Here is a 24,835-nt window from a genome sequence, read left to right as displayed (position 1 = left end):
TTTAGCATTTTTTAACTAGGTTTTACGGCTCACTAATGAGCGTTGACCTAGCCTTAAGTAGTTAAAGAACTTTTTTGCCATTACGCACAAAGCTTGGCTTAATGACTTTAACCTTAACTAGCTTTTTACGCATTTCAACTTCTACTGTACTACCTATCGCTACACTACGTGGTATACGGGCCATTGCGATACTGTAACCTAAAGTTGGAGAAAAAGTACCTGAGGTAATAACGCCTTCGCCTGCTTCAGTGATCACTTTAAGACCACTACGTAATACGCCTTTTTCTTCAAGTACTAAACCAACGAGTTTAGGTTGGTCGCCTGCGGCACGTTGCGCGGCTAATACTTCACGACCGTTAAAGTTACGATCTTCAGGTTCCCAGCTAATAGTCCAGGCCATATTAGCAGCTAATGGCGAAACGCTTTCGTCCATGTCTAAACCATAAAGGTTCATACCGGCTTCTAAACGTAAAGTATCGCGAGCACCTAAACCGCAAGGCTTAACACCAACATCAAGCAATTGTTGCCATAAGCCGGCAGCTTGGTCAGCAGGTAAGGCAATCTCATAACCGTTTTCACCGGTGTAGCCTGTTGTGGCAATAAATAAGTCGCCGGCTTGTACCGAGAAAAATGGCTTCATGCCTTCAACAACAGCCGTTTGCTCAGCATCTAATAGAGTGGCTACTTTAGCTTTAGCTTCTGGGCCTTGCACGGCGATCATGGCAAATTCTGGACGTTCAGTTATTGCTACGTCAAATGCTGATGCTTGCTCGTTGATCCAAGCTAAGTCTTTTACGCGAGTCGCTGAGTTAACGACTAAGCGGTAATCTGTTTTACTGAAAAAATAAACGATTAAGTCATCAATAACGCCACCTTCAAGGTTACACATTCCTGTATAAAGTGCTTTACCGGCAACATCTAATTTAGCTACATCGTTAATCACTAAACGACGTAAAAATGCTTGTGCATCAAGGCCTTGAACATCAACAATAGTCATGTGTGAAACATCGAACATACCAGCGTCTTTGCGCACCGCATGATGTTCTTCAATTTGAGAACCATAGTTGATCGGCATTTCCCAACCATAAAAATCAACCATTTTAGCGCCAGCTTCTAAGTGCTTAGCATGTAATACTGTTTTATTTGTCATCGTACGTTTCACTCACGTTAGTTGTTTTATCTAAGTTTGTTAGTGCTTAAAACAAGCATCACAACTAAACCTAGGATAAAGACGGAAGATTTACAAAAAGTATTGAGGATTATAGCCCTGAGTAACTGTTGATTCAACAGATAATAAAGCATATTTGAAATTTAAAACCGACTAAACAAACTATTTAAAATTATATTCTCAAAAAACCCTTTTTTGAAAATATAATTCCTTGAGCGTATGAAAAGTTAGCTTGTAGCAAACTTAAATTTTATATTGGTGAAAAGAATAAAAATACTAATTTACTCAAACCGCCTATTTGTTATTGGCTGACTGAGTAAAATAGCGCTTTTGTTGACTAAGTAGTCAACAAAATAACGCGGTAAGTGTGACGCTATGAGCTATTTTTTTGTTGTGGCACCTGTGGTGGTGATTGCGATGATTGTTGTAGATTTTTTTTTGAAACTTGTTCTGAAATTTGTGGTGAAACTGGTCCTGATAATGTTTGCGGCACTTGCTGTGAAAGTGCTGTAGCTAATTTGGGTAAATCATCTTTGAAACCCAAGGCTTGATTAATCATTAACGCTTTTGCCGGTTTAATATTATTGAGTAACGACATACCCAAGCCACGAAGTAATTTAATCGCGCTTTGCTGAGGCGTAAAGGCTTGTTTTATAGCCTCCATCGAGGCAATCATTTCTACTGCTTCACTTTTGCGCCAGCGGGCAAATTGTTGTAACGATTTGTTGCTATACCATGCGTTATCATCAAGCGTGCCCTTAGCTTGTGCTTTACAAAGTTGTTCGCTAATGGTTTGTGACAAAGCGGCTGCATCAAGCAGGCCTAAGTTAGCACCCTGCCCAGCTAACGGGTGAATAGTATGTGCCGCGTCACCAACCAAGACCATTCTGCCTTTAACAAACTCTTGAGCAAAACGCATGGTTAACGGGTAGGTAAATCGCTCACCTACTAGCGATATTCTCCCTAACTTACCATCGCTAGCGGCGGTAAGTTCTTTGCCAAAGTCTTCGGCTGACAAGGCACTTAATCGAATCGCTTCTTCAGGGCTGGTTGACCAAACAATGGAGCATAAATCAGCTTGATATAAAGGTAATAGTGCTAATGGGCCGGTATCTAAAAATACTTGCCAAGCAGTGCTTTGATGGCCTTGTTGACATTTAACTGTTGCGACAATCGCGTGGTGATCGTAATCTCGAAAGGTTAACGGCACGTTCATTTGTTGACGCACAAAAGAGTTTGCCCCATCAGCACCAACCACCAATTTCGCCACTATAGGCATAGGTTGGCTGTTGGTATGGCTGTTATGCTCGAAGGTAGCAAAAACTTCGTTATCGCTAGGATTTAATTGTTGGAGTTTGCTGTCAGTAAAAAACTCAATTCCACTGTCTTGCGCCACTTTCTGCCATAAGGCGTTACGAATGGCTTTATTTTCAATAATAAAACCTAGTTGCTCTGGGCCATTAGCCACGGCTGAGCGGCTAACATCTTTTAAAGCAAAGTTTAGCTGACCATAACCGGCCTTGTCCCAAATGTGCATATCGTAATAAGGCTGAGCACGTTGCGCGATAATATCTTGCCAAACATTAAGGTGGCTAAATATTTGCTGGCTGGCTGCATTAATAGCACTAACGCGCACCTCAGGTTTGTCGCTTAACGCTTCAATAGGCGTGTTATCAACAATAGCGACACTTAACTGACTTTGTTGGCGAATAGCAAGTGCCAGTGTTAAACCCACCGTACCACCACCTACAATTAATAGATCAAATTTTTGCATTGTTTTTCACATTTATGTTATTCACATTCATAAGCCCACAAACTTGTAGGTAGCTCATTATTTTCCTGCCTCTGAACTTGGATCAGCAAGCCAGCTTTAAGGCTTAAATCGCTGACAAGTCAAGATTTATAACGCTAACTTAGCGGGTTAAAGCACGATTTGCTCTGTACCCGTTTATTCATTTTACACATAGCACAAAATTTTATTATTGGTAAAATATAACTACCCCTTGTTACCAGTAAACAGTTGCTTTAAGTACAAGTGTAAATACGGCCATACGCCAGTATGGGTTCAATAAACATCAAGGCCACGTGATAACGCTAAAATACCCACATCAAAACTAGCTAACCGCTCAGACAATACAGAGTTAATTTAAACTATCACTATTTCAACTTTCTGCGTGGGTCGTTAACTCACTTGGATAAGCTCGATGCCATCCAAATGCCTAAACGTGTGGTTGTCTCAGCCTTGATTGACTACTTAACAACTAAGCCATTAAGGCTTCAATTTCAGCAATGGTTTTTGGTGCATTGACCGTTAGATTTTCATAACCTGTTGCGGTTACTAGCACATTGTCTTCAATACGTACGCCAATACCACGCCACTTTTCATCCACGGTTTGATCATTTTTTGGAATATAAATACCTGGTTCGATCGTCATCACCATACCGGTGACAAAAGGGCGTAATTGTTCTCGCTGTTGGCTCGCATGGTAATCACCCACATCATGAACATCAAGACCTAACCAGTGTCCAAGGCCATGAATAAAGTATTTTTTGCAGGCTCGTTGAACTAATAATATGTTTAAATTACCTTTGAGAATGCCTAAATCATGCAAACCTCTGGTCAGAAAATCACACACTATGCGGTTTAATTCAGCAAGGTTTTGTTCTGGCTTTATCGCGGCAATGGCAAGGTTTTGGCTATCAAGCACTAATTGATAAATCACTTGTTGTGCCGCAGTAAACTTACCATTAACCGGAAATGTGCGTGTAATGTCAGCGGCATAACCCGCTAACTCACCGCCGGCATCAATAAGTAATAAGTCGCCGTCATTTAGCACATCATCATTGTCAGTGTAATGTAAAATATTGGCGTTATCACCGCCAGCAACAATTGAGCTATAAGCCGGGTAACGCGCACCATTAGTAGCAAATTCGTGCAATAACTCTGCTTCTATTTGATATTCAAACTTACCGGCTTTAGTTTGTTGCATTGCTCTTTGATGAGCGCCGCCACTGATGACATTAACTTGGCGCATAATATTAAGTTCAGCATTTGATTTATGTAAGCGCATTTCATCTAGCAAGTTACTGCAATCAATTAAGGTTGTTGGTGCTTTAACACCTGTGCGCACTGCCTTTTTAATCTCGGCTAACCATGAAAGTACTTGTTGCTGGAATGCCTTTTGTTCATGCTGGCAAATTAATACGGCGCTTTTACCTGCCATTAACAGCAATAATTGCTCATCAATTTCTGCTAAGCTAAAACACTTATTAAACTGGTAAACGTCAACAGCTTGCACTTGACCAACACGTCGTCCATGCCAAATTTCTTGCTGATGATCTTTTTCACGAGAAAATAAAACACTTTGTGCTGACGTTGCGTCATCACCTTTAATTAAGGCTAAAATGGCATCGGGTTCATTAAAGCCCGTAAGATAATAAAAGTGCTTATTTTGGCAAAATGGATATTCGGTGTCATTACTGCGGGTAACTTCCTGACCAGCAGAAATTAATGCAATGCTATTTACCGGCATTTGCGCAATAAAATCATTTCTACGCTGACAAAATTCAGCAACGGGCAATAAGGTGTTTTTGATCATGGATACCAGCTTATTTTTTATAATTAAATTTTGACAGTTAGGTTTTCAACCTCGAGTTTTTTAAGCTGATTTTTAAGTTATTAATATTTAAGTGTTAAAAGTCAGCGTTAAAAGTCAGCGTTAAGTATTTTATTACTAACGCAATTTAACCACGAAGTGCTAATGTAAGGTCGTACTTGTGTCTTGTTGCGCGGGTGGCGCGCCTAATTCAGTAAAACACAGTAGCGCAGAGATTCTAACATATTCAGCAATTTCAAAATACGCTTGCTCGGTCGCTTCATTTTCTTCCATTTCGTCTGACAAGTTAGCAATTTCGCCAAAGTCGACCAATACTTCTTTAACATCTTCAGACAAAGAGGCATTTTTTATTTGTTGTAAACCAAAGCCTAAGTTGAAGCCTTGCACCCACTTACTTAGTGCGTGTCCGCGTTCAATAATTGAGTCGTCATCATCGGGGAGCATTAATTGGAAGCCATATGAGTCATCAAGGATTTTTTGCCAAATATCACTATAAATGTCTTTAACTAAGCTTTTAATCGCTAACGGTAAACCTTCAGCATTATTAAGCATGTCATTAACCATAGCGATATAATCATTACTTTCAAATTCAAAGCCTGCAGAAATCAAACCTGTTAGCACACCGTGAATTTCAGCAGCATGTGCCTCAATACCTTCACTGGTTAATATCGCTTGTGCGGCGGAAAAATCTAAAGCGGTGTTATCAGACATAAAAATATAAATTCAATCAGGGGGATATTGCTAGCTATCTTAACATTGGCATAGCCTTGATTCCAGAAAAAACCATAGAGATCACTTGCATAGTGTAACGCTCACCGTTATAGTTTCATCTTATGGCGCACTAAGTTTAGTTATCATTTTTTTTCTTGGTATTACAAGCGAGTAGCGCAATTTTTTGAGCTTAGAGCTCAATAAACTAATATTATGCATTGAGAATAAGCACGTAATGAGCCAACACACAGTCACCATAAATGTTGCCAACAAACGACTAAAAGTTGCTTGTCCAGCTGGACATGAGTCTGCGTTGTTGCTGGCCGCGAGTGAAATAAACAAACGCTTAGAACAAGACGCCAAGAAAAAATTCCCAACAAAAACTGTTGAGCAGTCGCTGGTGATGATGTCATTAAATCTTGCCCATGATTTAATCCAAGTGCGAAATGAGCAAGAGCAAGAACGCGAAAGAATGCAAAGCAAAATTGAATTATTACAAACCACCATCGAACAAGCGGTAAACCGCACTAAATCTGCCTAATAGATTTATTCACCGTTCAACATATTTTTAAACAAACTTTTTTCGTTTAAAGAAACTTCAATTTGTTCAAGCATTAAGCTAACAGGTCTTATAAGTAATAAAAGACTTAATTTGACTGACGTTATTCGCTATAATGTTTTTGACTTCTGGGGTGTTTGTTTGTGAACTATGTCCCTGAGCCGATAAGTTTTACCTAAGGATGTTGATTATTAACTATTGTGCAAGCCCGGCTCGTATCGGGAAGCCTACGGTTAGCATGATACGTCCGCCCTGAACACCCGGTGTTCAGGACAAATGTAAACTGCGGCACCTTGGAAGTCACCTTCTTCTATTCTATAACTCATCCTAAAATACAACAATATTTTCGTGCATTGCTAGAAAAGCAAAATTAATTGCATTAAAAATCACCCCGCCTACCCATAGTTAATCCTTAAACTTTTAATAGTTTTATTTAGCTAAATCTTATAGTAAAACTCAATTTGTATTAGAGCACGGTCCTAATTAGCCTTCCTTCCCTTCTCATGATTTCCTCCCTGTAAAAAATAACAGAATAATTCATAAGGAGGAAAGCACAGTAAAACTGAGCTTGAAACTTTTTAACTTACTGACAGCTAACAGCTAAAAAATCATCTTTAAACGTTCCTCAATTTCATGTCTTCAGGACTCATCTCAACGGTGGTAGCTTGGCAACTAATACCTATCTCAAAATATGTATAGATCTCATTTGCTTGTTGATAATATACTTAGCCCAACTAACTACACCAAACTTAAGCTGTGCTTAATTAATGCCCTTGCAAAACCAAGCTGATATAAAAGCAGCCACTTCAATCCTAAAAAGTAAACGCCAAACGGCTAATGCCGAGCCTATTGGTATATTTGACTCCGGTGTTGGTGGTTTATCTATCACGCAGTGCATTGAACAACAATTACCTCATGAAAATTTGCTCTATGTCGCTGATACCCTTTATGCTCCCTATGGTGAAAAGTCTACTGAATTTATTCAACAACGGGTTAATGACATTGCCCAGTGGTTTATTGCCCGCAACGCCAAAGCTATCGTTGTTGCCTGTAATACCGCCACGGTTAATGCTATAGATCAGCTACGGAAAAACATTTCAATTCCTGTTATTGGTGTTGAACCCGCGATAAAACCAGCAACAAGTATTAGTAAAAACAAAAAAATAGCCATATTAGTCACTAAAGCTACAGCTGAAAATAAGCGTTTTTTAGCCTTAGTGGCGCAATATAGTCATAACAGTGATGTTACTATTCAGCCTTGTCCCGGCTTGGTAGAACTTATTGAACAAGACAAGAAAAACTCGCCTGAGTGCAAATTAATGCTGTTGAGCTATTTACAACCTTTACTCGTAAAAGGGGTAGATACTATCGTATTAGGTTGCACACATTACCCGTTAGTCAAAAACTTGATTAACGAAATATGTGGTGACAGCATAGTTGTAATGGAGACAGCGCAGCCGGTAACTGAACAATTAAAACGGCAATTAGTCTTACATCAGCTCATTAATCCTCTGAATAATATAGGTGAGACTACTTTTCACAGTTCGAAGTGTTGCCTAAAACAGCAAGCGCTTTTTAGTCACATTTTACAACGCACACTGCGCTTAAATATTTATCCTTAATAGCTTAACTTCAGATTACATCTCGCTAAAGTTTAATTTTTGTCAAGAAATGGCTACAGAATTTATATTGAAACTTTTGCATCTCAAAGACGTTTAGCCATCTAGGCGTAAATAAACATAGAAAAAACTTAACTAAACAGTTAGAATATCGTTATTAAAAACGATTATTGTTTTTCAATTAATTTTTACAGAGGGTTTATGTCTACACACCTTTTTACTTCTGAGTCAGTGTCAGAAGGACATCCAGATAAAATTGCCGATCAAATTTCTGATGCGGTTTTAGATGCTATTATTGCCAAAGACAAACATGCACGTGTTGCTTGTGAAACTATGGTAAAAACGGGTGTCGCCATTATTTCAGGTGAGGTTACTACCTCTGCATGGGTAGATTTAGAGCAAATTACCCGCGATGTTATTTCTGATATTGGCTACACATCTTCAGATGTTGGCTTTGATGGCGCAACATGCGGCATTATGAACTTAATAGGCCAACAATCACCAGAAATTGCCCAAGGTGTTGACCGAGAAAATCCAGAAGACCAAGGTGCCGGTGATCAAGGTTTAATGTTTGGTTATGCAACCAATGAAACCGAAACCCTAATGCCTGCGCCATTATATTATTCACACCGTTTAGTTGAGCGTCAGGCTGAAGCACGTAAATCAGGAATTTTACCTTGGTTGCGTCCTGATGCAAAAAGCCAAGTAACCTTTATTTATAAAGATAACAAGCCTGTCGCTATTGATACAGTTGTGCTGTCAACTCAGCATAACCCAGATATTAAACAAGATGACTTGCACAGTGCGGTAATGGAAAACATTATTAGGCATGTTTTACCTGCCGAGTTATTAACCAAAGACACTAAATATCATATCAACCCAACAGGTCGCTTTGTTATTGGTGGCCCTGTCGGCGATTGTGGTTTAACCGGCCGTAAAATTATTGTTGATACTTATGGTGGTATGGCTCGTCATGGCGGTGGTGCTTTTTCGGGCAAAGATCCATCAAAAGTCGATCGTAGTGCAGCTTATGCTGGTCGCTATGTTGCCAAAAATATTGTGGCCGCGGGTTTGGCTGATCGTTGTGAAATCCAAATATCTTACGCTATTGGTGTTGCTGAGCCGACCTCAATCTCAATTGATACTTTTGGCACCGGTAAAGTCTCTGAAGAGCGTTTAGTTGAAATAGTACGTGAACACTTTGACTTGCGCCCTTACGGTATAACTAAAATGTTAGACTTGCTACACCCAATGTATAAGCAAACGGCTGCTTATGGGCACTTTGGTCGCGAACCCTTTGAAATGACCGTTGGCGATGATACCTTCACCGCATTTAGCTGGGAAAAAACAGATAAAGCTCAAGCACTGCGCTTGTCAGCCGGTATTTAATACATACTTTAACTAAAAAATTATGTTTAAAAAAACCGCTCTTTGAGCGGTTTTTTTATTTTCATGCTTTTATTTGCAATGAGCTTATCAGCCATAACGTATGAAAATACTCCTAATATGCTATTGCTCGTCATTATTGGCGAAATATCATCATCTGGTGCCACTTATTTAGCAGGTACTTTACCAACCTCAATGATTACAGTGATATACTCAAGCAGATAGATAAAAATAATACGGGTCGTATCATAAGTTAGGTGCAAATAATAAATTGTCTGGCAAGTGAGTTATCTTAATAAATATTCAATCAAGATGAGCCGTATCTCAATTTCAAGTGTTTTAATAACCTGCGAGTTTTTCTGTTTTATTTTGAACCGATGCTAACAACAATGATGTGATTTTTAAATATAAACAATTGAATTTACGATGAGTTGCCCTTATTAACGGGCTATATTAGAAAAATTATTACTCATACTTTCTAGCAACAAAGCCTTGACCTTTAATCGCTATTAACTTTAACCTGAACGGCTACTGTAATATCACTAATCTATAGCTGCGACAATAAACATGGATAACCTTATATGCGTAACCCTCGTATTTACCAAGCACAAACATTTGAAATAGGCCAAACACAAGTATTAAATGCTGACGCTTTTGGCCATATTGTGCGCGTATTACGACTTAAAGACGGTGATGACATTACGCTATTCAATGGTATAGCAGAGCAAGAAGGTTATTTTGAGTATCAAGCAAGACTTTGTAATGTAACTAAAAAGTCTGCTAATGTAGATATTATTACTAAAAATATTGTTGAAAACGAGTCGCCACTCAATATTCATTTAGCACAAGGTATTTCACGCGGTGAACGCATGGACTTTACTCTGCAAAAATCAGTAGAGTTAGGTATTAATACCATTACGCCTATTTTTAGTGAGCGTTGCAATGTAAAACTTAGCGGCGAGCGTTTAGAGAAAAAACACCAACAATGGCAAAAAATAGTAATCAGCGCTTGTGAGCAAAGTGGCCGTTGCACTGTCCCTATTGTTGCCCTACCCATTTATTTGGATGACTGGTTACAACAAGAAAGTTCCGCATTAAAGCTAAATTTACACCCTAAAGCCCAGCACTCTATTATGAGTTTGCCAATAGAAAACCAACGGGTTCGCCTGTTGATTGGTCCAGAAGGTGGTTTAAGTGATGATGAAATTGCTCGTGCCAATACAGCAGGATTTCACGATGTTTTACTCGGGCCACGAGTACTAAGAACAGAAACCGCAGCCCTAACCGCAATAACAGCATTACAATGTCGTTACGGTGATTTAAATTAACTAAGTGTTACGTTTCGTGCACCATAGAGCAACTAACAGAATTTAATGGCTTGCAGCATTTAAATAATGTCATGGCATTTATCAACATATAACCTTTAGGAAAACACATGAGCATAAAAATTGGCGTTGTTATGGACCCTATTGCCCAGGTCAAGGTAAAAAAAGATTCTTCAATGGCGATGATGCTTGAAGCGCAGGCGCGTGGTTATGAAATTTATTATATGGAAATGCAAGATCTCTATTTAGAGCAAGGTGTTTGTCGAGCAACAGCAGCAAAAGTGAAAGTATTTGACGACACTGAGCATTGGTATGAACTAGATGAACGAGAAGACATTAATGTAGCTGACTTAGATGCGGTATTAATGCGAAAAGATCCACCGTTTGACACTGAGTTTATTTATGCCACCTACATGTTAGAGCGCGCAGAAGTTGCGGGCACTTTGATTGTTAATAAGCCACAAAGTTTACGTGATTGTAACGAAAAATTATTTACCGCTTGGTTTCCAGAGTTAACACCGAAGACATTAGTCACACGTAATAATCAAAAAATTAGAGAATTTCATAAAGAAAATAAAGATATTATCATCAAGCCATTAGACGGTATGGGTGGTTCATCTATATTTCGTATTGGTGAGAATGATCCCAATGTTGGGGTAATTCTTGAAACATTAACAGCAAATTCAACACAATATGCTATGGTACAAGAGTACCTACCAGAAATCGTTGACGGTGATAAACGCATATTAATCGTTAATGGTGAACCAATGCCTTACTGTTTAGCCCGCATTCCTGCACAAGGAGAAACCCGCGGTAATTTAGCCGCTGGTGGTCGTGGTGAAGCGCGTCCATTAAGTGCTAGCGACAAATTTATTGCTGAAACTATTGCACCAGAATTGAAAAAACGTGGCTTATTTTTTGTTGGTTTAGACGTTATTGGCAACAAAGTCACTGAAATCAATGTAACAAGTCCAACCTGTATTCGCGAAATTGAAGCAGCATACCCAATAAATATTAGCGGTAAACTAATGGATGCTATTGAGCAAAACATCAGAAAACGCTAGTTAATGCCAATCGCAATAAGATTGCTAAAGGCAAAGCGACCTTTAGTGTATTTCTCTCTGATTATTAAGGTATATTTATGGATAGTTTTGAAAATCAACTTTTAATTGCTATGCCCAGTTTAGACGACTCTTATTTTAATAAAACAGTGACTTATATCTGTGAGCATAATGCTGAAGGGGCAATGGGTTTGATCATAAACCTTCCTATTAATGTCACCTTGAACGAATTATTAACCCAAATAGATCAAGATAAAATTGCAGCACCAGAGTTAGACCAACAAGTCTTAACTGGTGGCCCCGTTTCACAAGACCGTGGCTTTGTTTTACACAGCACACAAGTGGGCTGGAAGAGTTCTTTAGCCTTAACTGATGAGGTAATGATCACAACCTCAAAAGATATTTTATTAGCCCTTGGTACGGCACAAGCACCTGAAAAATATATGGTAACCCTAGGCTATGCTGGCTGGGGACCAGGCCAATTAGAGGAAGAAATTAAAGCTAACTCTTGGCTACTCACCCCTGCCGATGGCGATATTATATTTAATACGCCTATTGAACAAAGGTGGAAAAAAGCCACTGAAAAATTAGGTATTGATATGGCTCATTTATCCAGCCAAGTAGGTCATGCATAATGGCGAGTAAAACCGCAATTGGCGAACGAACAATACTTGGCTTTGATTTTGGCAAAAAGTACATTGGGGTTGCTGTCGGTCAAGAAATGACCGGTTCAGCTTCACCTTTAGGTTCAGTAAAAGCGCGTGATGGTATTCCTGATTGGGATAAAATGACCAAATTTATGCACGAATGGCAACCTGACTTTATTGTAGTGGGTTTACCACTCAATATGGATGGTAGCGAGCAACCCTTAACCCATGACGCGAAAAAGTTCGGTAACCGAGTATCTGGACGATTTGGCGTCAAAGTTGAATTTCAAGATGAACGCCTAACCACCGCCACCGCCAAAGAAGCACTGTTTGCAGAAGGCGGTTACCGTAATCTTAAAAAAGATAATATCGACGCCGCATCAGCAAAATTAATTATAGAAAGTTATTTTGAAAATCAATATGAAGCCGATTAACCGTGATAACAACCTGCCCTTATGAGTATTAGCAAGTACTTGTTTAGCGAGTTTTACTTTCTCGTCAGTGTCATCAGCGTTTAATGGCTATTTTCATACTTATTAGTCCATTAATTATTGTTGGCTTGCTCGGTTTTATACTGGCTAAAAGTAACTGGTTTAATAAAAGCCAAGTCGATACCTTAAGTAAATTTACCTTTAATATCGCTATTCCGGCATTTTTATTTCAACAATTGGCCAATGCGGATATGAGCACAATAAATTTGAATATTTATAGTGCCTTTTATTTACCGTTATTGTTAGTTTATGGCCTAGCTTGGACGATAAATTACTATTTTCACCAGCATTTAAAAGGTGATCTTCCTGCATCCGCGGTTTACGCTTTCGGCGCTGGTTATTCAAATAATGTTATTGTTGGCATGCCTATCGCCTTAATGGTGCTCGGTGAGCAAGTATTGCCAACAATATTTTTAGTGGTCAGTTTACACAGTGCGCTACTAATTGGCATCACCAGTGTGTTGGCGGTTAATATTAAGCAGTTTAATTGGTGGATATTTCTCAAGCAGACTTTTTACAACCCATTACTCATTGCTATTACCGGTGGTTTTGTCATTAATTTAATGACGATAAAATTACCCATAATCGTTAACAACAGTCTGTTATTGTTAGGTAAACCGGCCATTACCTTAGCACTTTTTTTACTTGGCGCTTCGCTAGCCTTTTATAAAATTCGCAATGAAGTTAAATTTATTGTTACTGCCAGTTTAATAAAACTAGTACTGTTACCGACTTTAATTCTCTTAACTAGTCATTTTATATTTCAGTTTTCGTCGCTCACCACCATGACGTTAGTGATTTTAAGTGCAAGTCCAACGGGTGTAAATGCTTATTTAATTGCCAAGCAACATGCAAAACATCAAGAGACTATAGCCGGAATAGTGGTAATTACCACCTTAATATCTATCGTTTCTGTCCCTTTATGGATATGGGGTTTGTCGAGCTTCTTTACTTTATAAAGGCTTTATAAAGGCTTTATAAAGCCTTATTGAAAGCCTTAGAATGAATTAACGTTATAACCTTTGCTCTGTAATACTGCATGAGCGGTTATTGCAGACAAGGCCACTTCAACACCTGTCACTAACATGCCATTGTTAATATCATAATAAGCGGCCGATTAACCACATAAATAAACCCTTACTTGATTTTTCATCAAGTCTTGCAACAGTGCGCTATTGGCATTTTTTTGCTGAAACTTTTTTTGGTACAACGGTCTTTTTAGTAAATCAAAACCCGCTTTACCATGTACTACCAAAGCTAAATGAATATTCCTTGCCGGTATACCATTTGCCACATGCATGTTAATAAAACGCGCCAGAGTCTCGAACTTTTGATTAACCTCGCCTATTTTTCCTTGCTCACTGATGTCAAAAGCGACTTTAAAGACACTATTTTTATCAAAATTAAAATCCTGTTGAACCTTGGCATGCTTGCCATAGTTTTTAATGACTGGCCCTGCCATAAATTCATCAGCTCCAGCTATGGAAAAATTGGCCGTAGTGAAGGCTAAAACAAGCATTAACACACGTATTGTAAATAACATTGGCCGATCCTTTTATTTTGCAGCTCAACTCTATTTTACTTTATTATATTATGGCGTTTAAAAAAATCACCACTCCTTCTAAATATAAAAGCATGCCGATATAGGCATGCCTTTATATTTAGAAAGAGTGATTTTCAGATAATTATCATTGCTCTTTTGGCGCTAAACCATCAATTGTTACACCCGACAATGAACCTGTTCCCCCTTGCTCATTGCTACGCAATTTAATCATTAAGCGTAAATCATTAGGCGAATCAGCATGATGCAAAGCATCCGCGTAATTAATAAGTCCTTGTTGATACAAATGAAATAATGCTTGGTCAAATGTTTGCATACCTTGATCGGTAGACTTTTCCATGACTTCTTTAATACTACCTATATCACCTTTTTTAATTAACTCAGCGATATACGGCGAGTTAAGTAATACTTCAATCGCTGCCACTCGGCTATTACCATCACGCGTTGAAATTAATTGTTGCGCAACAATACCGCGTAAATTTAACGCCAGATCAAACAGTAGTTTGCCATGTTGATCTGCGGGTACTAAATGCATAATACGATCAATAGCCTGGTTTGCATTGTTAGCATGCAAGGTCGCAATACATAAGTGGCCAGTTTCTGCAAAGCTCAACGCATGTTCCATAGTTTCTTGGTTACGAATTTCGCCAATGAGAATAACATCAGGGGCTTGGCGCAGAGAACTCTTTAAGGCGGCACCAAAGCTCTCAGTGTCTAAACCTACTTCACGTTGCGTTACCATACATTTACCGTGTTCATGAACAAACTCAACTGGGTCTTCTATCGTCAGGATATGGCCACGAGAGTTTTTGTTACGATAGCCAATTAACGCTGCCATTGACGTTGACTTGCCGGTACCCGTACCACCAACAAATAACAATAAACCGCGCTTTGACATCACTACATCTTTTAGTACTGAGGGTAAACCCAGATCATCCACTTCGGGTATTTCGGTAACAATACGGCGAACAACCATACCCGCCATATCTCGCTGCCAAAATGCCGATACACGAAACCGGCCAATGCCTTCAATTGAAATAGCAAAGTTACATTCTTTGCTTTCTTCAAACTCAATTTTTTGTTTTTCTGACATAGCGCTATGCACTAAGCCTAGAGCCTCAGTCGCCGACAAAACTTGCTCATCAATAGCGATAAGTTCACCATTAATTTTTGCACTAACGGGCAATTTAGCCGTAACAAACATATCTGATGCTTGGTGGTGCACCATTTTCTGTAATAAATCATGAAAATTCATTTAATTACCTTTCGCTTTATTTCACACCAGCAAGACTAGTAACCATTAAATTGGTTTTTATCATACGCTGTGTCCATAGCATCTTGCCTAGTTATCATGCCGCGGTTGACCAAGTTTTTTAAACATTGATCCATCGTTTGCATGCCATGAGACATACCCGTTTGAATAGCTGAATACATTTGTGCAATTTTATCTTCACGAATAAGATTACGAATTGCCGGCACACCCATCATAATTTCGTGTGAAGCAACACGGCCGCCACCCACTTTTTTAACCAAGGTTTGCGAGATTACCGCACGCAATGACTCAGAAAGCATTGAACGCACCATAGCTTTTTCTTCGCCCGGAAATACATCAATAATACGGTCAATTGTTTTTGGTGCTGAAGTTGTATGTAAGGTACCAAAAACTAAATGGCCGGTTTCAGCTGCGGTCATCGCTAAACGTATGGTTTCTAAATCACGCATTTCACCCACCAAAATAACGTCAGGGTCTTCACGTAATGCCGAGCGTAATGCGGCGCTAAAACTTAAGGTGTCGCGATGAACTTCGCGTTGGTTAATCAAGCATGACTGGCTTTGATGCACAAATTCAATCGGATCTTCAATAGTTAATATATGATTGTGCTTATTTTTATTTATATAATCAACCATCGCGGCCAGCGTTGTTGATTTACCTGAGCCTGTAGGCCCAGTAACCAAGACTAAACCACGAGGGAGATCGGCTATATCTCGGAAAATATCAGGGCAACCTAAGTCATCTAATGAGAGTATTTTGCTCGGGATAGTACGAAATACTGCAGCAGGGCCAAGATTTTGATTAAAGGCATTGACCCTAAAGCGTGCTAGATTAGGCACTTCAAAAGAAAAATCGACCTCTAAATTTTCTTCATACTCTTTGCGTTGCCTATCATTCATAATATCATAGACCAAAGCGTTAACATCTTTTTTGTCAAATGCTGGTATATTTAACTTACGCACATCACCATCGACGCGAATAGACGGGGGACTTCCCGCTGATAAATGTAAATCTGAAGCATTATTTTCGACACTAAATGCTAATAATTCGGTAATATCCATACAAACCTCTTAGTCTAATTTATAATTGAACTAACAACTTAATAAGTCATTGAGAACTGAAATAAACAATATGATTGCTATTAAAGATAATATTGCTGCGGTTAAACTGCAAATTGCTTCTGCTTGTCAACTTGCTCACCGCAACCCTGATGAAGTCACTTTGCTGGCGGTAAGTAAAACTAAACCTATTGAAATGCTGGAACAAGCTTACCACGCAGGACAACGAGATTTTGGCGAGAACTATGTACAAGAAGCGGTGGAAAAAATTATCGCTTTACAAAATAAGTCAGATATAACTTGGCATTTTATTGGCCCAATTCAAACCAATAAAACCAAATTAATCGCTAGCCATTTTTCGTGGGTACATAGCATAGACAGAATTAAAGTGGCTAAACGTCTTAACGAGCATAGGTCTGGTCAAGATACTCCGCTCAACATTTGTTTACAAGTGAATATTAGTGGCGAATTAAGTAAAGCTGGCGTTTTACCCGAAGCGCTTCCTGAGCTGCTGGCTGTTATCGAAACTTGTGACAATTTATGCTTGCGTGGTTTGATGGCCATTCCAGAAAAAAATGCTGATCAGGCAAGTTTTGTTAAGATGCAGAACCTGTTCATCAAACTTAAACAGCAATATCCCACCATGGACACGTTATCAATGGGCATGTCTGCTGACCTACAACTTGCGATTAATGCAGGCTCTACGTTAGTACGTATTGGCTCAGCTATATTTGGCGCTAGAAGCTAGGTAAATCAGTGCAAAAAAAATAATATAATAATGTTAATATAAAAATTATCTGCCGCTAATAATAGTGGCGGTTTACTACCGTATTTGAGCGACGACTAAATATCAAATCAGTAATTCTTGAAGGAAAATTATGAAAAAAATAGCTTTTATCGGCGCAGGCAACATGAACGGCGCTATTATTTCTGGCCTTATCAATGGCGGTTTCAACCCTGAAAATATCATGGTGTCGAATCCATCGCCCGAAAAACGCTTAGCATTGCAAGCAACACATGGCATTAAGCAAACACCAGATAATATTGAAGCAACAACATTTGCTGATGTTATTGTGCTTGGCGTTAAGCCTTACCTTATTAGCGATGTATGCCAACACTTAAGTGAGCATATGGATATTACCGGTAAATGTTTTATCTCTGTTGCGGCAGGATGCACCATAAAGCAAATAGAGCAGGCGCTTAATAAACCATGCTCTGTGATCAGAACTATGCCAAATACTCCCTCACAACTAGGTTTTGGCGTGTCTGGAATATATGCCAACGATCACACTAATGGTGAAGAAAGAGCATTCACCACATCGCTTATGGAATCAGTCGGTATTGTTAAATGGTTAGAATCAGAACAACAGATTGATCATATCATTGCCGTGTCAGGCTCTGCCCCTGCCTACTTCTTCTTATTTATGGAAGCGATGCAAAAACAGGCCATAGCTTATGGCTTTAGCGAACAAGATAGTAGAGATCTTGTTCAGCAAACCGCCTTAGGCGCAGCTAAGATGGTGATAGAAAATCAGTTACCGATCAGTAAATTACGTGAAAACGTAACCTCTAAAGGTGGCACAACCCAAGCAGCTCTGAGTTCTTTGATTGAAGGTGGATTAGAGGCACTGGTATCAAATGCCATGAATTGTGCTGTAGATCGTGCTAAAGAAATGGCGAAAAATGGTTAATAGTATTATTATCATCATGTTTGAGATTTTAACTGTATAAAAAATTAGTAACATACTGATTCTTAATCTTTTAGGTCTCCAATAGTAACTTGAATTACTATTACATGATGATTAAATCCCTTCTCATAATTTTGGAGTTTTCGATGGAAGCAATTAATTACTTGCTTAAATTTGCCTTTGACACTGTACTCATGATTTTAGTATTGCGAGTGTGGTTACAATTAGTGCGCGCTGATTTTTATAACCCTTTTAGTCAATTTATTGTCAAAGTGAGTAACCCATTAGTTATCCCATTGCGCCGTGTCATCCCCAGTATTGCTGGTGTTGATTTAGCCACCATTGTTTTAGCTTATGTATTCGCTACTTTAACTTTTATCATTATTCCATTAATTAATAGTGGCCCTATTGATATCGTTTCTGCTTTGTATTTGGGCTTAATATATCTTATTAAACAAACCGGAATCTTACTGTTTATCATTATGTTGGTTATGGCGTTAATGAGCTGGGTAGTTCAAGGTTACAACCCAACACAAATGATTTTTCATCAACTGACTGCACCGGTTTTAGCACCGATTAAGCGCATTATCCCCAGCATTGGTGGACTTGATTTATCTGTGCTAATCGCCTTTTTATTATTGAACGTACTTAATATTCTCTTTAGAGGTTGGATACCATATTGGGCAATGTTATAAGCGGTTATCTAAATTGAGATTGTCATATATACTTAACATCAACGACTTAAATAATAAGGTCATCAACATGAAGAATATCATCAACAAACTTGTATTAATTACTTTATTAGCACTGTCTGTTATTACCACCAGTAGCGCTGAAAACATGAAAAAAATGGATGGTCTTAATGTACATTACATTGCATTAGGTTCGGCATTTTTAACTCCTGAAATTGCTAAAGCATACGGTATTGAACGTAGCCGCTATAAAGGTTTAGTCAATATCTCAGTGCTGGATAATACCCAAGCTGGTAATCCGTCAAAAACAGTATTTATTAACGGTAAAGCCCGGAACGATGTTGGGCAAATTAAATCATTAGAATTTACCGAAGTAAAAGAAGGTGATGCGGTTTATTATCTTGCACAAGTGAGTTATACCAATAAAGAAACCATCTATTTTGATATTAATATTACAGATAAAGGCAAGCAACATAACTTAAAGTTTTCTCAAAAATTTTATGTTGACTAGTCTTATTTTTGACTAGCTAAGCGACTAATGAGACTTAACCCAAATAAGCGGCAATTAATTTGCCGTTTTTTATTGCCTGCTTTTAACATAAACTAGCATTTTGGCCTTGATAGCAATCTTATTACATTATCGCCATCTTGTGTTCAGTTTTGGGTAATTGTGTCTTTGATGTTCCCTCTTTGATACAGATTAAGGTATTATGCGCGCCATTGTTTTAATTAATTTATCTAGTCGTTTACTTATCAGTATCCTAGGTTGTAAACGGCTTGTTTAAGCTAGGCCACTAATCAGACATTAGCTAGGCTTTAGCTCGGAATATAAAAGGTATTTTCCATGACCACTATTGTATTAGCCACAGGTAACAAAGGTAAAGTTAACGAACTTACCAGTTTGCTAGCAACGCAAAATATTGAAATTAAGCCACAAAGCGAATTCAATGTAAGTGATGCTGCCGAAACAGGCACAACCTTTGTCGAAAACGCGATTATTAAAGCTCGTCACGCGGCAAAAATCACCGGTTTACCAGCTATTGCTGATGATTCAGGTCTAGAAGTTGACGCGTTAAACGGCGCACCTGGTGTTTATTCAGCACGTTATGCTGGCGAAAATGCCAATGATGATGACAATACCAATAAGCTGCTAAGTGCCCTAGAAAACATTGCTGATGAACAACGCAGTGCTCGCTTTCATTGTGTGCTGGTTTATATGCGCCATGAAAACGATCCAACACCACTTATTTGTCATGGTGTATGGCAAGGTAGCATTAGCAGAGAAAAAATAGGTCTGCAAGGATTTGGCTATGATCCAGTATTTTGGCAAGCTGAACATCAAATGACATCGGCACAATTACCAAGAGAGCTAAAAAACCAACTCAGCCATCGTGGCCAAGCACTACAGAAACTGGTGCCACTGCTCTTAGAAGAACTCGCTTAGATGTTAATTGCACCGCCACTTTCGCTTTATATCCACATACCTTGGTGTGTAGAGAAATGTCCCTATTGCGATTTTAATTCGCACGCACTAAAGCATGCTATACCTGAGCAAGATTACATTTCGCAGCTGTTGCTCGATTTAGACAGTGATATTACCCGTTTCAAGCTCAACAATAGGCCCTTACATTCCATTTTTATTGGCGGCGGAACACCGAGTTTGTTTTCTGCACCCGCTATTGAGCAACTGCTAACACAAGTTCTCCAACGCTTTGAGCATGAAGCCGATATCGAAATAACCTTAGAAGCCAATCCAGGTACGGTTGAAGCGGATAAGTTCATCGGCTTTTTTAATGGTGGTGTTTCAAGATTATCGGTGGGTGTACAAAGTTTTGCTTCAGATAAATTAATTAAGCTAGGGCGTATTCATGATAGCGAGCAAGCTAAAGTAGCGGCAAAATTAGCTCACGAGTGTGGGGTGAAAAGTTTTAATCTTGACTTAATGCACGGCTTACCAGAACAAACGGTAGCCCATGCACTTGATGATTTAAAAACCGCCATTAGCTTAAATCCAAGCCATATTTCTTGGTATCAATTAACTATTGAACCTAATACTGCCTTTCATTCTCGGCCACCGAAATTACCGCAAGATGAAGTACTTTGGAATATCCAAGACCAAGGCATTGCGTTATTAAACCAGGCCGGTTATCAGCAATATGAAATTTCAGCTTACAGTAAGCCTGAATTTCAATGTCAGCATAACCTTAATTACTGGAAGTTTGGCGACTATCTTGGCATTGGTTGTGGCGCACACGGAAAAATTACTGATGTTGAAAAACAAACTATTCACCGTACGGTAAAAGTAAAACATCCAAAAGGTTATTTAGATATCAGTAGAAAAGCACTGGATAAACTGCATACCGTAAGCAATGAAGAATTGCCCTTTGAATACATGATGAATCGTTTACGTTTGTTTTCAGGTTTCTCACTTGATGAATATCAAGCGTATACTGGCTTAAGCATTAACAGTGTTTTACCGATATTATTAAAAGCCCAAGATAAAAACCTAATGGAATTTAATGGCACACATTGGTCAGTCAGCACACTTGGCCACCGCTACCTTAATGATTTATTAGAAATGTTTCTATAGCTTATGATAAAAAATACCTTAGCAGATAAACACAAGGTTAAAGTCGTTAGTAAAGCAAATGATGACGGATTTTCTGACGACATTTTTTCTGATGACGCTTTTTCTAATGACGATCGTAAGTTTATGCGCCGCGCTATTGAACTAGCAAGAATTGCCGACAGTCATGATGAAATTCCGGTTGGCGCTGTGGTTGTTTGTGCCGGGAAAATTGTTGGTGAAGGTTTTAATCAATCGATTATGAATAATGACCCTTCAGCACATGCAGAAATGATAGCCATTCGTGATGCGGGTAAAAATTTACAAAATTATCGTCTGCTAGATTGCACCCTATACGTTACCCTTGAGCCTTGTCCAATGTGTGCTGGTTTATTGGTACACAGCCGTATCAAGCGATTAACATTTGCCAGTAACGATTTAAAAACTGGGGCTGCAGGCAGTGCTTTTTCATTAGTAAACCATGAAAAACATAATCATCAAGTGGCCGTAAAAGCCGGTCTTTTAGCCGATGAATGCAGTACTATGCTGTCGACTTTTTTTAAACGTCGGCGAGCAGCAAAAAAAGCTGAAAAAAAAGCGGCAAAAAAAGTGGTAATAACCCTAAAATAAGCACCATTTGAATAACACTAATTAAAATGGCCAAATGATTATAACGAGGAAAAACAGCTCAATCGGTACAAAGATACTGCACTGGGAATGTTGTGCTAGAAATCTTGCACACTATAACTGGCTTAAAAGCCAAAGCTTTGCTTCTTGCAGGTCATTAAACTCTTGACGGTTTTTGAGTTCAAATAATGCCGCTTGCTCATTTTTTACAATATCAGCATAAATATTCTGACTATAAATACTGGCTAGGGCAATACAATTTATTTTATTTAACCATAGTAAATACTGGTTGGATATTTTATGCGCATCAGGCGTACTACCTTCATAGCCAATACAATTAACCAATATCGCAAAGGCTTGGCCATTTAAGCTCTCAACTTTAGCTTCTATTTGCTGACAAGCAGAAAGTGTTGCAATGTCATTAAACGTACCTAATAAAGTAATGCTTAACAGATTCCCCTCGAGTACAACTGAAAAAGTGCCATGTTCAAGCATAAGTAAAGAGACCTCATTAAACATTGATTTTCTTAAGCTAAGTTTAGCTTAAATGTTTTATTACACCAACTTAGGTACTATTTCTTGTACAACTAAAATGTGCGCTTGGATTAATAAGTGAAAAAGCCGATTGTATTTACAATACATATTTGATTATTTAAAGCGATGGCATGACTTTATGACGACTACAATGGCAGTTGATGCAATAAATCTGGGAGCGAAATGACTGGAAAGCCTACTGGAACTGGAGAAAGCACGATTAAAAGGCGAGGCGAGCAAATCAATTCAAATCCTACTCACTTTCGCTATTTAACCAAGGGCGGTCGTTGCTGCACAGATCCAAGGCAAATTGGGTATGACGACGATTAACTAATCTTATTTTATTACGATTTAATGTTCTTTTTCTTTGGTTGCTTAATAAGCTTTTTTTAATTCTCATATTTACCTCTTTGGCATAAGTATAACTAATAATATATAGACTTCTAATAGTAGTACTATACCAAACAGATTAGCAAATGGATCACCTTCAAATTGTCTAAATAATAAGTTTCTTCACTGTGCGCAATCGTCAAATCAGCTATTGCTCAACACTTTTTTTGCCTTGTTCTACTGACTTACCTCAAGCTACAAGGCTTTGCTAATGCCGTATAGCTGTTTTGTGAGCTAGCTTTAGGTACTTGTGTTTAGTCTGGAAAAAAAACATCTGAATTTAACTATTTATCCTGGTTGAATTTTTAATCCTTTATTTAATCCCTTGGGTATTACACTTAGTATTACCCACCTTTGTGACAACTTAATGACATAACAGATAATATTCTAGTACGCCTTAACCATTATTCTTGAGCAGCATTCACCGTTAACTCACTTTTCGCCGGCAGTTGCTTAGTCTGATTGTCTATCCAAGTTAACGTATCATAGTAACGACGAATATTCTCTACGTAATGAACAGGTTCATCACCGCGAGCATAACCATAACGGGTTTTTTTATAAAACTTTTTTTGCTTTAGGAGCGGTAAACGTTCTTTTACGTCGACCCAGCGGTCATGATCTCCACCTTGTTGTTTCGTGATTTTACGCGCATCGTTTAAGTGCCCTAAGCCAACATTATAAGACGCTAACGCAAACCAAAGTCGATCAGGCTCTTGCACTCGCGCAGGCATACGTTCAATAAGTTGTTTAATATATTTAGCACCACCACGAATACTTTGCTCTGCATCTAAGCGACTTTTTATACCCATTTGTTTTGCTGTCGGCAAGGTCAACATCATCATGCCACGCACCCCGGTATAAGAACGGGCATGAGGGTCCCAATGTGACTCTTGGTAACTTATAGCTGCCAATAAGCGCCAATCAACTTCTTGACCATATTTTTCAAATAGCGGTTTGTATTTAGGCAACTTTTTTTCAATCGCCTTGATATACATGCGGGTATCGACATAATTGAACTCTTCAATGTGGCCATAATGTTTATCATTCAACGCTAACAAAACACCGTTATGATGCACTTGACCAAAAAACTCAATTAAACTAGCAAAAATGGAATCATCGCTGTTTTTATTGATCATCCAAGCTAAAGACTCTGCCTCATGGATAGTAAATCCTATGCTGATCTCTGGATAATATCGGCGACTAATGGCCAAGGCATTACTGTCTGCAATGGTATAGTCAATTTCATCCATAAGTACACGTAACAAAAGTTCTTCGCTATCTAACTCGCTAGTGGTCGTCCATGATAGTTCAGGATTAGATAATTTTAATTGCTCTAAACTTTCCACGTGACTAGATTCCTCTAGCACTTCTAACGTGCCGGTTAAATCAGCCAATGTACGTGGGCGAATATTACCCTGCTTGAAAACTAACTTTTGGCTGACATCATCATAACTTGGCGAAAAATGATAATTTTTAAGGCGTTCATCTGTGACCGCTAGCCCAGCAGCCAGCAAATCAACGCTGCCATTATCGAGTTGCTGAAATAACTCTTTTAAGTTGTAACTCGGCATCATTTTTAATTCGACACCTAAATATTCAGCATATTCTTGCGCAAGTTCGTATTCAAAACCTGCAGGCCCCTCGGCATCAAGATAGTAACTAGTGTTACCATAAAGTGTGCCTACAGTTACATAACCGCGATCGATAATACGCTGCAAATTTGCCGAGGTTTTTTGTGTTTCACAAGCAGACAAAATAAAGAGACACGGCAGTAACAACAAGGTTAACAGCTTATGTGTATTAACTTTTCGAGCAAATAATTTTATTTGTTTTTTTATCATAGTAGCCATTGTCACGTGAAT

25 protein-coding genes and 1 other RNA gene are annotated in these 24,835 nt (G+C 38.7%); 16 read left to right on the top strand and 10 right to left on the bottom strand.

The window, feature by feature from the left end; all coding sequences use genetic code 11:
* Nucleotides 1–61: 61 nt before the first annotated feature.
* From gcvT to H4J46_RS05255, 4 genes are all read right to left on the bottom strand, one after another.
* Nucleotides 62–1,150, bottom strand: coding sequence for a glycine cleavage system aminomethyltransferase GcvT (gcvT, locus tag H4J46_RS05270; protein ID WP_182232455.1), 1,089 nt, complete (start codon nucleotides 1,148–1,150; stop codon nucleotides 62–64).
* A 391-nt stretch (nucleotides 1,151–1,541) separates the two neighbouring features.
* On the bottom strand, nucleotides 1,542–2,942 hold the full coding sequence (locus tag H4J46_RS05265; protein ID WP_182232454.1) for a UbiH/UbiF/VisC/COQ6 family ubiquinone biosynthesis hydroxylase: 1,401 nt from the start codon (nucleotides 2,940–2,942) through the stop codon (nucleotides 1,542–1,544).
* A 487-nt stretch (nucleotides 2,943–3,429) separates the two neighbouring features.
* Entirely contained in the window at nucleotides 3,430–4,767 is a 1,338-nt protein-coding gene (gene pepP, locus H4J46_RS05260; protein WP_182232453.1) for a Xaa-Pro aminopeptidase, read from the bottom strand.
* A gap of 159 nt (nucleotides 4,768–4,926) precedes the next feature.
* Entirely contained in the window at nucleotides 4,927–5,496 is a 570-nt protein-coding gene (locus H4J46_RS05255; RefSeq protein ID WP_182232452.1) for a UPF0149 family protein, read from the bottom strand.
* A 235-nt stretch (nucleotides 5,497–5,731) separates the two neighbouring features.
* Here H4J46_RS05255 and H4J46_RS05250 point away from each other — a divergent pair, with 235 nt between their 5' ends.
* From H4J46_RS05250 to H4J46_RS05210, 9 genes are all read left to right on the top strand, one after another.
* The gene (locus H4J46_RS05250) at nucleotides 5,732–6,037 is read left to right on the top strand and encodes a cell division protein ZapA (protein WP_182232451.1); all 306 of its coding nucleotides are present in this window, start codon (nucleotides 5,732–5,734) and stop codon (nucleotides 6,035–6,037) included.
* 140 nt (nucleotides 6,038–6,177) lie between these two features.
* A non-coding RNA gene (ssrS, locus tag H4J46_RS05245) (6S RNA) lies at nucleotides 6,178–6,359 on the top strand.
* Between the two features lie 463 nt (nucleotides 6,360–6,822).
* Complete coding sequence (murI, locus tag H4J46_RS05240) at nucleotides 6,823–7,677, top strand: glutamate racemase (protein ID WP_220462931.1); 855 nt, start codon at nucleotides 6,823–6,825, stop codon at nucleotides 7,675–7,677.
* A gap of 198 nt (nucleotides 7,678–7,875) precedes the next feature.
* Nucleotides 7,876–9,063, top strand: a complete 1,188-nt coding sequence (metK, locus tag H4J46_RS05235) for a methionine adenosyltransferase (protein WP_182232450.1) — start codon at nucleotides 7,876–7,878, stop codon at nucleotides 9,061–9,063.
* Nucleotides 9,064–9,641: 578 nt separating this feature from the next.
* A complete protein-coding gene (gene rsmE, locus H4J46_RS05230; protein ID WP_182232449.1) occupies nucleotides 9,642–10,388 on the top strand; it encodes a 16S rRNA (uracil(1498)-N(3))-methyltransferase in 747 nt (248 codons plus the stop codon).
* A gap of 107 nt (nucleotides 10,389–10,495) precedes the next feature.
* Complete coding sequence (gshB, locus tag H4J46_RS05225) at nucleotides 10,496–11,449, top strand: glutathione synthase (RefSeq protein ID WP_182232448.1); 954 nt, start codon at nucleotides 10,496–10,498, stop codon at nucleotides 11,447–11,449.
* Between the two features lie 77 nt (nucleotides 11,450–11,526).
* A complete protein-coding gene (locus H4J46_RS05220; protein WP_182232447.1) occupies nucleotides 11,527–12,081 on the top strand; it encodes a YqgE/AlgH family protein in 555 nt (184 codons plus the stop codon).
* Entirely contained in the window at nucleotides 12,081–12,527 is a 447-nt protein-coding gene (ruvX, locus tag H4J46_RS05215; protein WP_182232446.1) for a Holliday junction resolvase RuvX, read from the top strand. The genes H4J46_RS05220 and ruvX overlap by 1 nt, the downstream gene beginning before the upstream one ends.
* An 83-nt stretch (nucleotides 12,528–12,610) precedes the next feature.
* Entirely contained in the window at nucleotides 12,611–13,543 is a 933-nt protein-coding gene (locus H4J46_RS05210; protein ID WP_182232445.1) for an AEC family transporter, read from the top strand.
* A 158-nt stretch (nucleotides 13,544–13,701) separates the two neighbouring features.
* Here H4J46_RS05210 and H4J46_RS05205 read toward each other — a convergent pair whose 3' ends face one another.
* The 3 genes from H4J46_RS05205 to H4J46_RS05195 form a co-directional block, all read right to left on the bottom strand.
* Complete coding sequence (locus H4J46_RS05205) at nucleotides 13,702–14,127, bottom strand: DsrE family protein (RefSeq protein ID WP_182232444.1); 426 nt, start codon at nucleotides 14,125–14,127, stop codon at nucleotides 13,702–13,704.
* A gap of 145 nt (nucleotides 14,128–14,272) precedes the next feature.
* The gene (locus H4J46_RS05200; protein ID WP_182232443.1) at nucleotides 14,273–15,400 is read right to left on the bottom strand and encodes a PilT/PilU family type 4a pilus ATPase; all 1,128 of its coding nucleotides are present in this window, start codon (nucleotides 15,398–15,400) and stop codon (nucleotides 14,273–14,275) included.
* A 35-nt stretch (nucleotides 15,401–15,435) separates the two neighbouring features.
* Nucleotides 15,436–16,479: a type IV pilus twitching motility protein PilT gene (locus H4J46_RS05195; protein ID WP_182232442.1), complete on the bottom strand. Its 1,044-nt coding sequence runs from the start codon at nucleotides 16,477–16,479 to the stop codon at nucleotides 15,436–15,438.
* A 70-nt stretch (nucleotides 16,480–16,549) separates the two neighbouring features.
* On the opposite strand from H4J46_RS05195, the gene H4J46_RS05190 reads away from it, so the two are divergent.
* From H4J46_RS05190 to tadA, 7 genes are all read left to right on the top strand, one after another.
* On the top strand, nucleotides 16,550–17,224 hold the full coding sequence (locus tag H4J46_RS05190; protein ID WP_182232441.1) for a YggS family pyridoxal phosphate-dependent enzyme: 675 nt from the start codon (nucleotides 16,550–16,552) through the stop codon (nucleotides 17,222–17,224).
* 130 nt (nucleotides 17,225–17,354) lie between these two features.
* Nucleotides 17,355–18,167, top strand: coding sequence for a pyrroline-5-carboxylate reductase (gene proC, locus H4J46_RS05185; protein ID WP_182232440.1), 813 nt, complete (start codon nucleotides 17,355–17,357; stop codon nucleotides 18,165–18,167).
* A 143-nt stretch (nucleotides 18,168–18,310) separates the two neighbouring features.
* On the top strand, nucleotides 18,311–18,859 hold the full coding sequence (locus H4J46_RS05180) for a YggT family protein (protein WP_182232439.1): 549 nt from the start codon (nucleotides 18,311–18,313) through the stop codon (nucleotides 18,857–18,859).
* Between the two features lie 67 nt (nucleotides 18,860–18,926).
* Nucleotides 18,927–19,367, top strand: coding sequence for a DUF4426 domain-containing protein (locus H4J46_RS05175; RefSeq protein WP_182232438.1), 441 nt, complete (start codon nucleotides 18,927–18,929; stop codon nucleotides 19,365–19,367).
* 333 nt (nucleotides 19,368–19,700) lie between these two features.
* Nucleotides 19,701–20,300 carry an XTP/dITP diphosphatase gene (locus H4J46_RS05170; protein WP_182232437.1) on the top strand — a complete coding sequence of 200 codons (600 nt, stop codon included), beginning with the start codon at nucleotides 19,701–19,703 and terminating at the stop codon, nucleotides 20,298–20,300.
* A complete protein-coding gene (hemW, locus tag H4J46_RS05165) occupies nucleotides 20,301–21,446 on the top strand; it encodes a radical SAM family heme chaperone HemW (protein WP_182232436.1) in 1,146 nt (381 codons plus the stop codon). It begins immediately after the preceding gene.
* 3 nt (nucleotides 21,447–21,449) lie between these two features.
* Nucleotides 21,450–22,052, top strand: coding sequence for a tRNA adenosine(34) deaminase TadA (gene tadA, locus H4J46_RS05160; RefSeq protein ID WP_182232435.1), 603 nt, complete (start codon nucleotides 21,450–21,452; stop codon nucleotides 22,050–22,052).
* A gap of 111 nt (nucleotides 22,053–22,163) precedes the next feature.
* On the opposite strand, the gene H4J46_RS05155 is transcribed toward tadA, so the two are convergent.
* The 3 genes from H4J46_RS05155 to mltF form a co-directional block, all read right to left on the bottom strand.
* Entirely contained in the window at nucleotides 22,164–22,568 is a 405-nt protein-coding gene (locus tag H4J46_RS05155) for a hypothetical protein (RefSeq protein WP_182232434.1), read from the bottom strand.
* 268 nt (nucleotides 22,569–22,836) lie between these two features.
* On the bottom strand, nucleotides 22,837–22,983 hold the full coding sequence (locus H4J46_RS05150; RefSeq protein WP_182232433.1) for a hypothetical protein: 147 nt from the start codon (nucleotides 22,981–22,983) through the stop codon (nucleotides 22,837–22,839).
* 394 nt (nucleotides 22,984–23,377) lie between these two features.
* Nucleotides 23,378–24,814 (bottom strand): membrane-bound lytic murein transglycosylase MltF, encoded by a 1,437-nt coding sequence (gene mltF / locus H4J46_RS05145; RefSeq protein ID WP_182232432.1) that lies wholly within the window; start codon nucleotides 24,812–24,814, stop codon nucleotides 23,378–23,380.
* Nucleotides 24,815–24,835: the final 21 nt, after the last annotated feature.

This window comes from Colwellia sp. MB02u-6 (assembly GCF_014077095.1).
Taxonomy (GTDB): Bacteria; Pseudomonadota; Gammaproteobacteria; order Enterobacterales; family Alteromonadaceae; genus Cognaticolwellia.
This window is presented reverse-complemented; position numbering and strand designations above follow the sequence as displayed.

Bases quoted from the DNA above. Each gene is read 5' to 3' on its own strand.
- gcvT (WP_182232455.1), bottom strand. From the start codon at position 1,150: ATGACAAATAAAACAGTATTACATGCTAAGCACTTAGAAGCTGGCGCT.
- H4J46_RS05265 (WP_182232454.1), bottom strand. From the start codon at position 2,942: ATGCAAAAATTTGATCTATTAATTGTAGGTGGTGGTACGGTGGGTTTA.
- pepP (WP_182232453.1), bottom strand. From the start codon at position 4,767: ATGATCAAAAACACCTTATTGCCCGTTGCTGAATTTTGTCAGCGTAGA.
- H4J46_RS05255 (WP_182232452.1), bottom strand. From the start codon at position 5,496: ATGTCTGATAACACCGCTTTAGATTTTTCCGCCGCACAAGCGATATTA.
- H4J46_RS05250 (WP_182232451.1), top strand. From the start codon at position 5,732: ATGAGCCAACACACAGTCACCATAAATGTTGCCAACAAACGACTAAAA.
- murI (WP_220462931.1), top strand. From the start codon at position 6,823: ATGCCCTTGCAAAACCAAGCTGATATAAAAGCAGCCACTTCAATCCTA.
- metK (WP_182232450.1), top strand. From the start codon at position 7,876: ATGTCTACACACCTTTTTACTTCTGAGTCAGTGTCAGAAGGACATCCA.
- rsmE (WP_182232449.1), top strand. From the start codon at position 9,642: ATGCGTAACCCTCGTATTTACCAAGCACAAACATTTGAAATAGGCCAA.
- gshB (WP_182232448.1), top strand. From the start codon at position 10,496: ATGAGCATAAAAATTGGCGTTGTTATGGACCCTATTGCCCAGGTCAAG.
- H4J46_RS05220 (WP_182232447.1), top strand. From the start codon at position 11,527: ATGGATAGTTTTGAAAATCAACTTTTAATTGCTATGCCCAGTTTAGAC.
- ruvX (WP_182232446.1), top strand. From the start codon at position 12,081: ATGGCGAGTAAAACCGCAATTGGCGAACGAACAATACTTGGCTTTGAT.
- H4J46_RS05210 (WP_182232445.1), top strand. From the start codon at position 12,611: ATGGCTATTTTCATACTTATTAGTCCATTAATTATTGTTGGCTTGCTC.
- H4J46_RS05205 (WP_182232444.1), bottom strand. From the start codon at position 14,127: ATGTTATTTACAATACGTGTGTTAATGCTTGTTTTAGCCTTCACTACG.
- H4J46_RS05200 (WP_182232443.1), bottom strand. From the start codon at position 15,400: ATGAATTTTCATGATTTATTACAGAAAATGGTGCACCACCAAGCATCA.
- H4J46_RS05195 (WP_182232442.1), bottom strand. From the start codon at position 16,479: ATGGATATTACCGAATTATTAGCATTTAGTGTCGAAAATAATGCTTCA.
- H4J46_RS05190 (WP_182232441.1), top strand. From the start codon at position 16,550: ATGATTGCTATTAAAGATAATATTGCTGCGGTTAAACTGCAAATTGCT.
- proC (WP_182232440.1), top strand. From the start codon at position 17,355: ATGAAAAAAATAGCTTTTATCGGCGCAGGCAACATGAACGGCGCTATT.
- H4J46_RS05180 (WP_182232439.1), top strand. From the start codon at position 18,311: ATGGAAGCAATTAATTACTTGCTTAAATTTGCCTTTGACACTGTACTC.
- H4J46_RS05175 (WP_182232438.1), top strand. From the start codon at position 18,927: ATGAAGAATATCATCAACAAACTTGTATTAATTACTTTATTAGCACTG.
- H4J46_RS05170 (WP_182232437.1), top strand. From the start codon at position 19,701: ATGACCACTATTGTATTAGCCACAGGTAACAAAGGTAAAGTTAACGAA.
- hemW (WP_182232436.1), top strand. From the start codon at position 20,301: ATGTTAATTGCACCGCCACTTTCGCTTTATATCCACATACCTTGGTGT.
- tadA (WP_182232435.1), top strand. From the start codon at position 21,450: ATGATAAAAAATACCTTAGCAGATAAACACAAGGTTAAAGTCGTTAGT.
- H4J46_RS05155 (WP_182232434.1), bottom strand. From the start codon at position 22,568: ATGTTTAATGAGGTCTCTTTACTTATGCTTGAACATGGCACTTTTTCA.
- H4J46_RS05150 (WP_182232433.1), bottom strand. From the start codon at position 22,983: ATGAGAATTAAAAAAAGCTTATTAAGCAACCAAAGAAAAAGAACATTA.
- mltF (WP_182232432.1), bottom strand. From the start codon at position 24,814: ATGATAAAAAAACAAATAAAATTATTTGCTCGAAAAGTTAATACACAT.